Source organism: Olsenella profusa DSM 13989 (genome assembly GCF_030811115.1).
Lineage (GTDB): Bacteria > Actinomycetota > Coriobacteriia > Coriobacteriales > Atopobiaceae > Olsenella_F > Olsenella_F profusa.
On the sequence record NZ_JAUSQK010000001.1, the window covers coordinates 1,499,713 to 1,512,049 of the forward strand.

Below are 12,337 nucleotides of genomic sequence, written 5' to 3' on the forward strand. Positions count from 1 at the left end.
GCCCAGTTGGAGATTGTCAAAAACGCGTTGCGTGTGCACTTTGGAGGGGGTCACCGGCGTATAGGCCATCCTTCCGAGGCGACCAGATCCACTTTTCGTACATATGTTCTATACTTGACGCACGCGAGAGGAGCAGTGCATGCATGCGACCCGTCACACCCATCCCGCACCGTCGGTCATCCAAGTGCGTGGCGCGCGCGTCCACAACCTCAAGGACGTCGATGTGGACGTGCCGCTCGGCAGGCTCGTGGGTGTTGCGGGCGTCTCGGGCTCGGGCAAGTCGAGCCTGGCCCTGGGCGTGCTCTATGCCGAGGGGTCACGGCGCTACATGGAGGCGCTCTCGACGTACACGCGCCGGCGCCTCACGCAGTCCGCGCGCGCGGACGTGGACGCGGTGCTTCATGTGCCGGCCGCGCTCGCCCTGCGGCAGCGGCCGGGCATTCCCGATGTGCGCTCCACCTTTGGCACGCAGACGGAACTCCTCAACCACCTGAGGCTGCTGTTCTCACGCGTCGGCACCTATCGTTGTCCCAGCTGCGGGTCGGACGTCGGCCCCTCCATGAACGTCTCGCTCGAGCGCGACCTCGTGTGCCCCGCCTGCGGCCATCGCTTCAGCGGCCGTGGTGCCGAGGAGATGGCCTTCAACTCCGGCGGGGCGTGCCCCACCTGCCAGGGGATGGGCGTGCTGCGTGTGGTGGACGAGGCCACGCTCGTGCCCGACGAGACGAAGACCATCGAGGAGGGGGCGGTCAGGCCCTGGGGCAGCCTCATGTGGAGCCTCATGGTGGACATCGCGCGTGACATGGGCGTGCGTACCGATGTGCCCTTCAGCGAGCTCACGCCCCAGGAGCGCGACGTCGTCTTCCATGGCCCAGCCGAGAAGCACCACCTCCTCTACCATAACGAGAAGACCAACACGGCCGGCGAGATGGACTTCACCTACTACAACGCCGTGTACTCGGTGGAGAACGCGCTCTCCAAGGTCAAGGACGAGAAGGGCCTCAAGCGCGTCGCCAGGTTCCTCAAGGAGGAGGCCTGTCCGGAATGCGGCGGCACGCGCCTGTGCCCAGAGGCGCTCTCCATCCGCATCTGCGGCGAGAACCTGGGCCAGGCGACCGAGAGGACCCTGGACGAGCTCGCGGCCTGGCTGCCGGGCGTGGCGCCCACGCTGCCGGACGACGTGCGCCCCATGGCCGAGGCCATCATCGGCGAGATGGGCGAGCCCATCCTCCGCCTGCAGGAGCTGGGACTGGGCTACCTCTCGCTGGACCGTGCGAGCTCCACGCTCTCCACGGGCGAGCGCCAGCGCGTGCAGCTCACCCGTGCCGTGCGCAACCGCACGACGGGCGTGCTCTACGTGCTGGACGAGCCGTCCATCGGCCTGCACCCGGCCAACGTGGACGGCCTGCTGGGCGTCATGGACGACCTCGTGGCGGACGGCAACTCCGTCGTGGTCGTGGACCACGACGTCCGCGTGCTGCGCGAGGTGGACCACCTCATCGAGGTCGGGCCGTCCTCCGGCGACGATGGGGGTCGGGTCATCGCGCAGGGCACAATCGAGGAGGTGGAGCGCACGCACGGCTCGCGCATCGCGGGCTTCCTCACGGGGGAGCGCAGGGTGCGCGCCCGCGGGCGCGCACATGTCGAGGACGTGTTCGCCGCGGGCTCCATCCACCTCGAGACCGGTGCCATCCACACGGTCAGGCCGCTGGTGGTGGACGTGCCGCGAGGGCGTCTCGCCTGCGTCACGGGCGTCTCGGGCTCCGGCAAGACCACCCTGGTGCTCGAGAGCCTCGTGCCGGCGCTGCGGGCATCCCTGGTGGGCGAGCGGCTGCCTGGGCACGTGCGGCTGGTGGATGCGGGTGGCATCAGGCGCGTGACGCTCATCGACGCCACGCCCATCGGGGCAAACGTGCGCTCCACGGTGGCCACGTACTCGGGTGTGCTGGACGACCTGCGCCGCGCCTTTGCCGGCACCACCGACGCCAAGAGACGCGGTCTCAGGATGGGGGCGTTCTCCTACAACACGGGAAGCCTGCGCTGTCCCACCTGCGACGGGACGGGTCAGATCTCGCTCGACGTGCAGTTTCTGCCCGATGTCGACATACCCTGTCCCGACTGCCACGGCAGCCGCTATGCGCCGGAGGCATGGGACGTGCGCCGCCACACCACGCGCAACGCCGCCGGGGAGAAGGACGGGTATGTCTCGCTGCCCGAGCTCATGGAGATGACGGTCGACCGGGCCCTGGGAAGGGTGGGGAGCCTCAGGAAGGCAAAAAGGAAGCTTCGGACGCTCGCGGACCTGGGTCTGGGCTACCTCACGCTTGGCGAGGCGACGCCGGCCCTCTCGGGTGGCGAGGCGCAGCGCCTCAAGCTCGCGAGCGAGATGGGCCGCAGGCAGGATGACGCGCTCTTCGTGTTCGACGAGCCCACGATCGGCCTGCACCCGCTCGATGTGGAGATGCTCGTGCGCGTGCTGCAGCGCCTGGTCGACGCGGGGGCCACGGTCGTCGTCATCGAGCACGACCTCGACATGATCGCCAATGCGGACTGGGTGATCGACATGGGTCCTGGCGGTGGCGAGGAGGGCGGTCGCATCGTGTGCGCGGACACGCCCGAGGGCCTTGCCGCCTGCGCGGCGTCCATCACGGGCCGCTATCTTGCCCCGGAGTTGGGTGAGGCCCCGGCATAGCCTGTGCATCGTCTGGAGCCGTCGCCGTTGGGGCATGTGCTGTCGCATGAAGCGACTACACTGCTCGGGTACAACCAGATTCCAGGGGGACGTATGCCCAGCTTCGACGAATTCCAGCAGAGCCTGTTCGCGACCGGGCGGGCAGCCTCGGCACCAGCATCGACGCCTGTCCCTAGTCCGGTCGTGCCGCGACCCGTGGCCTCGCGCCCCACGGCGCACCAGGCGACGGCATCCCCTGCCGTTGACCTTGCGGGCCTCAACCCCGCCCAGCGCCAGGCGGCCGAGACCACGCATGGCCCGCTGTTGGTGCTCGCGGGGGCTGGCTCGGGCAAGACGCGAGTGCTCACCTACCGCATCGCGCACATGATTGCCGACGAGGGCGTGCGACCCTGGCAGGTGCTGGCCATCACGTTTACCAACAAGGCGGCCGCCGAGATGCGCGAGCGCCTGAACGCGTTGCTCCCCGCCGGCACGCGTGGCATGTGGGTGTGCACCTTCCATGCCATGTGCGTGCGCATGTTGCGCGAGGACGCAGGGCTGCTCGGCTACACGCCAACCTTCACCATCTACGATGACGATGACTCGAAGCGCCTGGTCAAGTCCATCATGAGCGATCTTGACATAGATCCCCGACAGTTCCCGCTGCCCGCCATCCGCTCCCTGATCAGCCAGGCCAAGAACGCCCTGGTGCTGCCGGACGACCTCGACGCCCAGGCCAACACGCCCCCCACGCGCGCCGCCGCCCGCGTCTACCATGTGCTGCAGCGCCGCCTGGAGAAGGCCAACGCCATGGACTTCGACGACCTGCTCATCAAGGCGTTCGAGCTGCTCTCCAGGCATTCCGAGGTGCTCGAGCGCTACCAGGAGCGCTTTCGCCAGGTCAGTGTGGACGAGTATCAGGACACCAATGCCGTGCAGTATGCGATCACCAACCTCTTGGCCGGCAAGTACCGGAACCTCATGGTGGTGGGCGATGACGACCAGTCCATCTACAGCTGGCGTGGTGCGGACATCACCAACATCCTCAACTTCAAGCGCGACTATCCCGAGGCCGTGGTGGTCAAGCTCGAGCAGAACTACCGCTCCTTCGGTCATATCCTCAATGCCGCCAACGCCGTGGTGCGCCACAACGCATGCCGCGAGGAGAAGCGCCTGTTCACCGACCGCGGTGACGGCGAGAGGGTCCAGGTGTTCCAGGCGGCCGACGAGCGGGACGAGGGGCGCTGGATCGGTGCGGAGATCGAGAGGCTCCACGACGCAGGCACCAGCTACGATGATGTGGCCGTGTTCTATCGCACCAACGCGCAGTCGCGCATCCTCGAGGACATGTTCCTGCGCGCAGGGGTGCCCTACAAGATCGTGGGCGGCACGCGCTTCTTCGACCGCGCGGAGATACGCGACGTGATGGCCTACCTCAAGCTGGTCGTCAATCCCAACGACGACGTCAGCGCCCTGCGTGTGGTCAACACGCCGCGCCGCGGCATCGGCACCACGTCCATCCGCAAGGTGCAGGCCTATGCTGCCGAGATGGGCCTCTCCCTCTTCGAGGCGGCGGAGGCGTGCATCGCGGAGCCGGGCATCGTGGGTGCCAAGGTGCAGACTGGCCTGGCCGAGTTCACGGGCACCATCGAGGCGGCACGTCACTATGCGGGCGAGCTCGCCCGTGTGGTGGAGCTGATCGTGGACAAGGCCGGCCTCGTCCGCGCCTTGGAGGCCGAGCAGAGCGTGGAGGCCGACGGCCGCATCGAGAACATCCGCGAGTTCTTCTCGGTGGCACAAGAGTTCGACGAGTCTCATGATGACGCTGCCGCAACGCTCGAGTCGCTGCAGCAGCTGCGCGAGGCGGGCGCCCTCGATGGGGCTGGGACAGCGCCTGCCGCATCCGTGGCGGTGGAGCCAGAGGTCCCGCCCGTGGCCGCCGAGAAGCTTCCCGCCTTCATGGAGTGGCTGGCCCTTCGCTCCGACCTCGACTCCCTCTCGGGTGAGTCGAGCGCCATCACGATGATGACGGTGCACTCCGCCAAGGGCCTGGAGTTTCCCGTGGTCTTCGTCGCGGGCATGGAGGAGGGTATCTTCCCACACCGCGGCAAGGAGGATGACCCCGCTAGCGTCGAGGAGGAGCGCCGGTTGGCCTATGTGGCCATCACGCGTGCGGAGGAGCGCCTCTACCTCACCTATGCCTCCACGCGCCACGTGTTTGGCTCCGTGCAGACCAACCCGCGCAGCCGCTTTCTCAACGAGATCCCCGAGGCGGACGTCACGGCCATCGGCGTGGGTTCCTCGGGCCTCACGGGCGTGGGTTGGGCCAAGCGGGGCGACCGCCACGGAACCTATGGCTCGGGCAGGGGCTCGGAGGTCTATGGCGGCAACGTCTTTGGCTCGCGCACGCGCTCCACGGGTGGTGGGCCCACCGTACAGCGTTCCGTCCCCATCCGCAAGGACGCTGCCAAGGCGGCCGAGAGCTTCGCTCCCGGTGACAAGGTCTCGCACAAGACCTTCGGCCCCGGTGTGGTGAGGGCGGCCTCGGGTGACACCATCGAGGTCTACTTCTCGCGCACGGGCAAGACCAAGAAGCTCATGAGGGGCTTTGCCCCCATCGTCAGGATCGAGGGGTAGAGGCTCTGGTCTTGGACCCTCCCATCGGTGATGTGACCTCGTGTCTGAGGATGCGTCTGCCGAAACAGGCGAAACGTATGGTCTTGGGCTAGTTACCATGAAAGGACATCGAGTCTCGCGAGGGGGGAGCTGCCCTTTATGGGTGTGGTTGCGAGCAATGAGGGAGAGGCCGGGACTCTAGATGCGGTGGATGAGGCCTTCTAAACGGCAGGTAGCATAGGGAGTGTATCAGGCGCGTTGCGGTTGCAGGGTTCGTGGTCGCATGGGGACGAGGAATGAGACGCTGCCGGTGGGTACGAGGATGAGGGGTAGCCGCCTAGGGCGTGTCGCCTGAGGCATTTCCGCGCTCTCTTGTCGCGTCCTTGTCCCCTATCCGCCCCGCACGCCTGAGCGCATCGCGCAGGATCCACTCCACCTGGGCGTTCGCGCTGCGCATGTCATCCTTGGCCCAGAGCTCTATGGCATCCCAGACCGCAGGGTCTATGCGCAGCGGGTATTGCTTGCGTGCCGGCATGGCACCCTGCGCCTACTGGTAGAGCGAGCCGGTGTTGACAACGGGCTGGGCCTCGGACTCGCCACAGAGGACCACCATGAGGTTGGATGCCATGACGGCCTTGCGGTCGTCGTCGAAGTCCACGATGCCCTCGTCCGAGAGCTGCGAGAGGGCCATGTCCACCATGCTCACGGCGCCCTCGACGATCTTCTTGCGCGCGGCGATGATGGCATCGGCCTGCTGGCGGCGGAGCATCGCCTGGGCGATCTCGGGTGCATAGGCCAGGTGGGTGAGGTGTGCGTCGTCCACGGCGATGCCGGCGATGCCGAGCTTGCGGGAGAGCTCGCGCCTCAGGGAGTCCGACACCTCCTCGATGTTGGAGCGCAGGGTGATGGTCGTGGCCCTATCGTCGTCCTCCATGTGGTCGTAGGCGTAGATGCTCGCCACATGGCGTAGGGCCGTCTCCACCTGCATAGAGACGTAGCTCTCATAGTCGTCCACGTTGAAGATGGCCTTGGCGGTGTCGGCCACGTGCCATACCACGACGGTCGCTATCTCGATGGGATTGCCCATCCTGTCGTTGACCTTGATGCGCTCGCCCTCGTGCGTGCGGGCGCGCAGCGACACCTTGGAGCCGTGCATGTGGCCCTTCGCGGCGGGGATGCCCTTGACGAATGGGGAGGGTGCGTCGTTGTCGCTCGTGCGCCCCAGGCTGCGCGAGAAGAACGGGTTGGCCCAGTGCAGGCCCTCGTCACGGACGGTTCCCACGTACCTGCCAAAGAGCACGCAGACCCGCGCCTGTCCGGGCTGTATGGTGAAGAATCCGTTGCACATGACGAGCAGGAGGGCGGTCAGCACAAGAAAGCCCAGGAGCTGTGCCACGCCCACGGACGGCAGGGGGGCGTCCTCGTAGGGGAGGCTCGCCACCGTCATGATGAAGCCGACCAGGGTGGCGATCGCCAGCGCGAGGGTGACGAGGGCTACCAGCAGCATGGCCCACCCGGAGGGAGCCTTGAGCTTGCGCTCGACGTTGTCCGTCTCGGTGGGGGTGCTCTCGATGGTGCTCATGGCGTGTCCTTTCCTCGTGGGGCCACCTGTCCTTGGAGGCGCGCCGCCCCCCTGGTGCGGCGGGTCCGCGCCGTCTCGTATGTGAGGCCATTATGATATCAGATTGGTTTGTGTGCAAGGGGATGAGGGGATTGGCAGCGCTTCTGGCCCATATCGTCGGCTGTCCCTTCGCGAGGATGTCATGGGGAGAGTGTGGGCGGTACCCAACGGGGGTGTGCCAGTCCTACACTGGTGCGCGTGACCTATGAGGCAACCTGAGGAGCGAGATGGCATCTTCCACCAAGGCACGGCAAGGGAGCGGTGTGAGCAGGCCGCTGGTAGTGGTGGCTCTCTCCATCGTGTGGTCCGTGGTCATGGGCACACTGGGCAAGGGCGACCCCATCATGGCCGTCGTGGGCACCCAGAACGCCCTCCTGCTCAAGGTGGCGGCAGGCGCGTTCTGGATCTGTGCCCTCTGTGTCCTGTCCTTTGCCGCCTCCTCGCGCACGAGGCTTCTGCCGCGGGGTGCGAGGGGCATCGTCCTGCTGGTCGTCCTTGGCGTGGTGCTGGGCCTCGAGCCGGGCACGGAGCTCTCGCGCCTCGGCCCTCGGCTTATGGGCGTGGACGTCTCCATGGTCATTCCCGGATTGGCGCTGCAGGCGGTGGGCTGGTTCCTCACGCCCTTCCTGACCATGCTCGTGCTCTGGATGGTGACGGAGGCTCTGGGCGATGGCGAGGTCGATGCCCGGAGCTTCGCATGGCCACGCGCCGTGGGCGTGAGCGTCCTTGCGGGCATCCTTGCCTTCGTACTCGTGCAGGGCGCCAACGCCGCCTTGGGCACGACTGACCCGGAGATCCGGACGATGCTGATCAACCGACTCGTATACATGGAGGACATCCCCGATCGCCTGCCCCTGTGGAAGGACATGGCACTGCAGCTCGCCTCCATCGCAGGGCTCGCGCCCGCATTGCTCGTCTCCGCTCGGCGCGAGGGCTAGGGACGCGCATGGATGGGCTGACTCATATGACCATCTTGGGCATGACGGCCACCGACCTGCTCAGCCGCATCATCTATCTGGGTGTCGTGGTCATCATCGCCTTGGTTGTGCAGAAGGCGCTTGTGCGGGGCATGCACAGGGCGTTCGACCGTTCCAATCTGCCATCGGCCACCATCTTCATCAACATCATGCGTGGGATCCTCTGGGCCATTGCGCTGCTCGTGGTCATGCAGCCAGTCTTTGGTGTGAGTCCCACCGGCTTTGTCGCCGCCCTGGGCGTTGGCTCCGTGGTCATCTCGTTCGGCCTGCAGGCGACGGTCTCCAACATCGTGTCTGGTCTGGGACTCATGCTGGGCAAGGTCGTGCAGCCGGGCGACGAGGTCACCATTGGCACGTTCACGGGCACCGTGACGGACGTCACCTGGCGTCATACCATCGTGAGCATGCGCAATGGGACCGAGCAGGTCATTCCCAACTCCGTGCTCAATACGTCGGCCCTGACGCGCCGTACCGCCTGGGATGCCGGGGACTGCGCGCTGACCCTCTACGTCCGCCGTGACGCCCAGCTGGACGCCGTCGAGGCGGATGTCATCGAGGCGGGCAAGCGCGTGCTTGCCGACACGCTCGACCCCGCCCTTGCCACAAGCGTGATCTTTGATCAGATCCGTCCGGACTGTCTGGTGGCCACCGCGCACTTCCACCTGAAGAACGAGCAGATCGTTGCCATTGCACGCGACCTGATGGTGCGCGAGCTCGCCAACCGCAGCTGGATGGTCCTCGAGGCCTTCCAGCCCGCTGCGGACCTGCAAAGCAAGGGAGGCTAGAACATGGAGAAGATCGCCAGCTTTACCATTGACCACCTGCGCCTGGAACCCGGTGTGTACGTGAGCCGCGTCGACTCGTGGCAAGGAGTGGATGTGACGACCTTCGACCTGCGCCTGACGGCACCCAACCGCGAGCCGGTCATGGACACGGCCGCCGTCCATGCCATCGAGCATCTGGGCGCCACCTTCCTGCGCAACGATGCCGAATGGTCCGAGCGCGTGGTCTACTTTGGCCCCATGGGCTGTCGCACGGGCTTCTATCTGCTTCTCTTTGGTGATGTGGCGCCCCAGGACGTGACGTCGCTCGTCACGCGCCTCTTTGAGTTCGTTGCGTCCTTCGAGGGCGAGGTGCCGGGCGCCCGTCCACGGGAGTGTGGCAACTGGCACGACAGTGACCTCATGCAGGCCCAATGGTGGGCGCGTCGCTATCTGTACCATACCCTGCAGGGCATTGACGAGGCGCACATGACCTATCCCACGCGCTGACGGCGCGCCGTCGAGGAGGACATACATGAAGATTGGCATCATTGGCGCAATGGACGTCGAGGTTTCCTATCTCAAGCGGCAGCTCACGGACACCTCCGTCACCACGCATGGTGGCATGGAGTTCTGCGAGGGCAGGCTTGAGGGAGTCCCTGCCGTGGTGGTCAAGTGCGGTGTGGGCAAGGTGAACGCAGCCCTCTGCGTGCAGGTGCTCACCGACCTCTTTGGGATCACCTGCGTCATCAACACGGGCGTGGCTGGTTCGCTGGACTCTGCCATCGGCATCGGAGACATCGTGGTCTCCACCGACGCCGTCGAGCATGACTACGACGTCTCGCCCCTGGGATACGCCCCAGGTCAGGTTCCTGGCTTTGACGTGCTGGCCTTTCCTGCGGATGGCACGCTGCGCGAGACGGCCATACGGGCGGTCGCGCAGGCGGCGCCCGACGTGCGCGCGTTCGAGGGGCGCGTGGCCTCGGGGGACCAGTTCATCGCGGGGGGAGACCAACGCGAGCGCATCACCGCAGTCTTCCGGGCGCGCTGTGCCGAGATGGAGGGTGCCGCCATCGCGCATGCCGCCTACGTGAACGGACTGCCCTTCGTGGTGATTCGTGCCATCAGCGACAGGGCGGACGGCACCTCCACCATGGACTATGCTGCCTTCGAGAGGGTGGCGGCCCGCCACTGCGCCCAGATCGTGGGATGCATGGTCTCGCTGCTCAAGGCCTAGGACGCCCCTAGAGGCCCTGAACGCCCATGCCCACCAGGTCCGGTCCCGTGTGCACGATGAGGTCGGGCTTGAGGTCGTGATAGAGGAGGCAGTCGATGTGGGCGTTGACCGCCTTGCGGATGTGCCTCTCGAGCTCCTCGCGCATATGGCGCGTGACCTCGGTGCAACAGATGGCGAGACGTACGTGGGTGAAGCGATTGGCCTTGAGCGCGACGGACCTCACGAGCGTGCCCAGCGCGCGGTCCCAACCGTGCGCCTTCTTGGCGATCACGTAGGCGCCGTTCTCGTCGCAGGTGAGCACGGGCTTGATGTTGAGCACGCTTCCCACGCGATAGATGGCGGCGCTGATGCGTCCGCCCTTGTACAGATAGTCGAGGGACTTCACGGCGAAGAAGATGCTGGTCCGCCGGGCATCCTCCCGCAGGCGGTCCTCGAGCCCCTCGAAGGGGACGCCCCCCTCCACGTATTCCACGGCGCGCATGACCACCATGCCGGCCACCATGCCGATGTTCCTGGTGTCGAACACCAGGCAGGGGAAGTCATCCATCTGCTCCGCCATCAGCTGCGCCGTCTGATTGGTTGCGGAGAGGGCGCTGGCGATGGTGATGATGACGGCGCGCTCGTAGCCGTCACGCTTGGCCTGTCGCAACGTCTCCAGGATCTCGTCCGGCGAGGGGAGGGATGTGGTGGGAACCTCCTCGCCAAAGCGCCTGATGACCTCATGGCTATCGATGTCGACGCCACTTCTGTAGGTGTCACCATTGGAGTAGTTGATGCGCAGGGGCAGCACGCGCACATCATGCTTGCGGCAGAACGTGGCTCCCGTGTCCGTGCCGGAGTCGGTGATGATCGCAATGCGCTGCTCGTTCATGGTTCCTCCAGGGACGTCCACGCCTGTCTGACCCATCATGGCACAGTTGGTCGCAAATGTGATCGGGCCGTATGCGTGTGCCGTGCGACTGGCGCCGCGCAGGTCAGGCGTCAGGAGACCGCTGGAACGGAGGGTGCGTGTCACGCAGCAGGGTGCGGGCGAACAGGTGGCCGAGTCTGGGGCCGGCGCTATTCCACCGTGCCGTACGCGTAGGCCCAGCCATGTGCGGTGATGATGGAGTTCATCTGGTCGCAGAGGCGACGGCGCTCGAAGCGTCCGCCTGGCATGAGGTCGATGACCTCGCGGAGGTCATCCGAGAGGTCATCGATGTCCGCGCGCATGAGCAGGTCGAGCTTGGACACGGTCCTGGCCCCCCTGGGTCCCTCGGCGGCCTCGAACACCTCCTCGATAAGGCGCTGGAGGTCACCATGCTCGGGGGCCGGCACGTAGGGGGAGGGTGAGGCGCCCATCGATGGCCTGCGCGTGTGATCGTCTTCGTGTCTCATGTGGTCGATGGTACCCCAGACCCTTCGGCTCGCCTTCCTCGTCGTCGAACCTTTCGGTGGAAAGGGGCGGGTCATCCACGGGAGCCATGATGTGCCGATGCGTCACTGCGCACGGGCTGATGGTAGGATGGTTCCGCATCTCCGTTGATAGGACTCCCATGAAGCGTATCCATGCCCTGTGCGCCCTTGTCACGTCGGTCATCGTCCTCGGCACGCTGCTGGCCCTTGCTCCCGTGGGTACAGGGTCGACGCATACGATGATGCCGTCGCCCACGATGGCGCTTGCCTCTGCCGGTGGCGGCGGTGCCTCCGGTGGTGGAGGAGGTGGCGGCGGAAGCTCGAGCGGCTTGAGTGGCACAGGCACCTCGTCCTACGGTGGCTCGTCGGGCCATCCCGTCGCCGACCTCCTCTCCACGCTGGCGCTTCCCTTCGTGCTTGCGGGAGGGGTCATCGTCTTCACGGCCAAGCTCCATGCGAGGAGGCGGGAGACGCTGCAGGACATACGCCAGGCGGGCAAGGCGGATGCCTCGTGGAGCTACAAGGAGCTCAAGGGGCGCGTGGAGGAGACGTTCTATGCCCTCCAGGACGGCTGGACCAAAGGCGACCTGAGCGGTTTGGAGCGCTATCTCTCCGATCGCCTGCTCGAGGAGTGGCAGACGCGTCTGGAGTGGATGAGGGTGCGCCATGAGCACGACGTCCTCAAGCAGATTCGCCTTGACTCCGTCGTGCCCGTCGAGATGCGTGACGAGGTGGGCCAGGACAGGGACTGCGTCTGGTTCTACATGAAGTCCCACATGGTCGACTACATCGAGGACACCGAGACGGGTGACTTCGTGAGGGGCATCACCAGACCGGCCAAGCTCGTCGAATGGTGGCGCTTCACGCGCAAGGACGACGCGTGGGTCCTTGACAGGATCCTCTCCGAGAAGGATGGTCGCCAGCTGCTGGACGGGAGGCTGATCTGAGGCCAGGGGGTCTTGTCTTGCCCTTTCGTGACAAAGGCCGTCTCCGTATGGACTGCCTGCGAGCGGGCAGTATACTTCCTACACGAGAAGGTGGCGGGCCGCCGCACGATGC

General features: G+C 66.1%; 11 protein-coding genes. 7 read left to right on the forward strand and 4 right to left on the reverse strand.

The genetic code is table 11. From position 1 onward, the window contains the following. The first annotated feature begins 139 nt into the window (after window positions 1-139). Window positions 140-2,692, forward strand: a complete 2,553-nt coding sequence (locus tag J2S71_RS06935; RefSeq protein ID WP_307390129.1) for an excinuclease ABC subunit UvrA — start codon at window positions 140-142, stop codon at window positions 2,690-2,692. A gap of 93 nt (window positions 2,693-2,785) precedes the next feature. Further along, the gene (locus J2S71_RS06940; protein ID WP_307390133.1) at window positions 2,786-5,308 is read left to right on the forward strand and encodes an ATP-dependent helicase; all 2,523 of its coding nucleotides are present in this window, start codon (window positions 2,786-2,788) and stop codon (window positions 5,306-5,308) included. A gap of 316 nt (window positions 5,309-5,624) precedes the next feature. Here J2S71_RS06940 and J2S71_RS06945 read toward each other — a convergent pair whose 3' ends face one another. Both J2S71_RS06945 and J2S71_RS06950 read right to left on the reverse strand, forming a co-directional pair. Beyond that, entirely contained in the window at window positions 5,625-5,822 is a 198-nt protein-coding gene (locus tag J2S71_RS06945; protein ID WP_021725279.1) for a type II toxin-antitoxin system antitoxin, read from the reverse strand. Window positions 5,823-5,834: 12 nt separating this feature from the next. After that, the gene (locus tag J2S71_RS06950; RefSeq protein WP_021725300.1) at window positions 5,835-6,869 is read right to left on the reverse strand and encodes an SPFH domain-containing protein; all 1,035 of its coding nucleotides are present in this window, start codon (window positions 6,867-6,869) and stop codon (window positions 5,835-5,837) included. A gap of 266 nt (window positions 6,870-7,135) precedes the next feature. On the opposite strand from J2S71_RS06950, the gene J2S71_RS06955 reads away from it, so the two are divergent. The 4 genes from J2S71_RS06955 to J2S71_RS06970 are packed head-to-tail and all read left to right on the forward strand — an operon-like array spanning window position 7,136 to window position 9,883. Next, on the forward strand, window positions 7,136-7,846 hold the full coding sequence (locus J2S71_RS06955) for a hypothetical protein (RefSeq protein ID WP_307390137.1): 711 nt from the start codon (window positions 7,136-7,138) through the stop codon (window positions 7,844-7,846). An 8-nt stretch (window positions 7,847-7,854) separates the two neighbouring features. Continuing rightward, the gene (locus tag J2S71_RS06960) at window positions 7,855-8,670 is read left to right on the forward strand and encodes a mechanosensitive ion channel family protein (RefSeq protein ID WP_084620809.1); all 816 of its coding nucleotides are present in this window, start codon (window positions 7,855-7,857) and stop codon (window positions 8,668-8,670) included. Window positions 8,671-8,673: 3 nt separating this feature from the next. After that, a complete protein-coding gene (locus J2S71_RS06965; RefSeq protein WP_307390142.1) occupies window positions 8,674-9,156 on the forward strand; it encodes an S-ribosylhomocysteine lyase in 483 nt (160 codons plus the stop codon). Between the two features lie 25 nt (window positions 9,157-9,181). After that, the gene (locus J2S71_RS06970) at window positions 9,182-9,883 is read left to right on the forward strand and encodes a 5'-methylthioadenosine/adenosylhomocysteine nucleosidase (RefSeq protein WP_021725303.1); all 702 of its coding nucleotides are present in this window, start codon (window positions 9,182-9,184) and stop codon (window positions 9,881-9,883) included. Between the two features lie 7 nt (window positions 9,884-9,890). On the opposite strand, the gene J2S71_RS06975 is transcribed toward J2S71_RS06970, so the two are convergent. Beyond that, window positions 9,891-10,754, reverse strand: a complete 864-nt coding sequence (locus J2S71_RS06975) for a DegV family protein (protein ID WP_307390146.1) — start codon at window positions 10,752-10,754, stop codon at window positions 9,891-9,893. A 188-nt stretch (window positions 10,755-10,942) separates the two neighbouring features. After that, complete coding sequence (locus J2S71_RS06980; RefSeq protein WP_021725352.1) at window positions 10,943-11,224, reverse strand: hypothetical protein; 282 nt, start codon at window positions 11,222-11,224, stop codon at window positions 10,943-10,945. A gap of 194 nt (window positions 11,225-11,418) precedes the next feature. Between J2S71_RS06980 and J2S71_RS06985 the strand changes: the two genes are divergently transcribed. Further along, window positions 11,419-12,225 (forward strand): Tim44 domain-containing protein, encoded by an 807-nt coding sequence (locus tag J2S71_RS06985; protein ID WP_307390149.1) that lies wholly within the window; start codon window positions 11,419-11,421, stop codon window positions 12,223-12,225. The last annotated feature ends 112 nt before the right edge of the window (window positions 12,226-12,337 follow it).

Coding starts and splice junctions, on each gene's coding strand:
- J2S71_RS06935 (WP_307390129.1), top strand. CDS start 140: ATGCATGCGACCCGTCACACCCATCCCGCACCGTCGGTCATCCAAGTG.
- J2S71_RS06940 (WP_307390133.1), top strand. CDS start 2,786: ATGCCCAGCTTCGACGAATTCCAGCAGAGCCTGTTCGCGACCGGGCGG.
- J2S71_RS06945 (WP_021725279.1), bottom strand. CDS start 5,822: ATGCCGGCACGCAAGCAATACCCGCTGCGCATAGACCCTGCGGTCTGG.
- J2S71_RS06950 (WP_021725300.1), bottom strand. CDS start 6,869: ATGAGCACCATCGAGAGCACCCCCACCGAGACGGACAACGTCGAGCGC.
- J2S71_RS06955 (WP_307390137.1), top strand. CDS start 7,136: ATGGCATCTTCCACCAAGGCACGGCAAGGGAGCGGTGTGAGCAGGCCG.
- J2S71_RS06960 (WP_084620809.1), top strand. CDS start 7,855: ATGGATGGGCTGACTCATATGACCATCTTGGGCATGACGGCCACCGAC.
- J2S71_RS06965 (WP_307390142.1), top strand. CDS start 8,674: ATGGAGAAGATCGCCAGCTTTACCATTGACCACCTGCGCCTGGAACCC.
- J2S71_RS06970 (WP_021725303.1), top strand. CDS start 9,182: ATGAAGATTGGCATCATTGGCGCAATGGACGTCGAGGTTTCCTATCTC.
- J2S71_RS06975 (WP_307390146.1), bottom strand. CDS start 10,754: ATGAACGAGCAGCGCATTGCGATCATCACCGACTCCGGCACGGACACG.
- J2S71_RS06980 (WP_021725352.1), bottom strand. CDS start 11,224: ATGGGCGCCTCACCCTCCCCCTACGTGCCGGCCCCCGAGCATGGTGAC.
- J2S71_RS06985 (WP_307390149.1), top strand. CDS start 11,419: ATGAAGCGTATCCATGCCCTGTGCGCCCTTGTCACGTCGGTCATCGTC.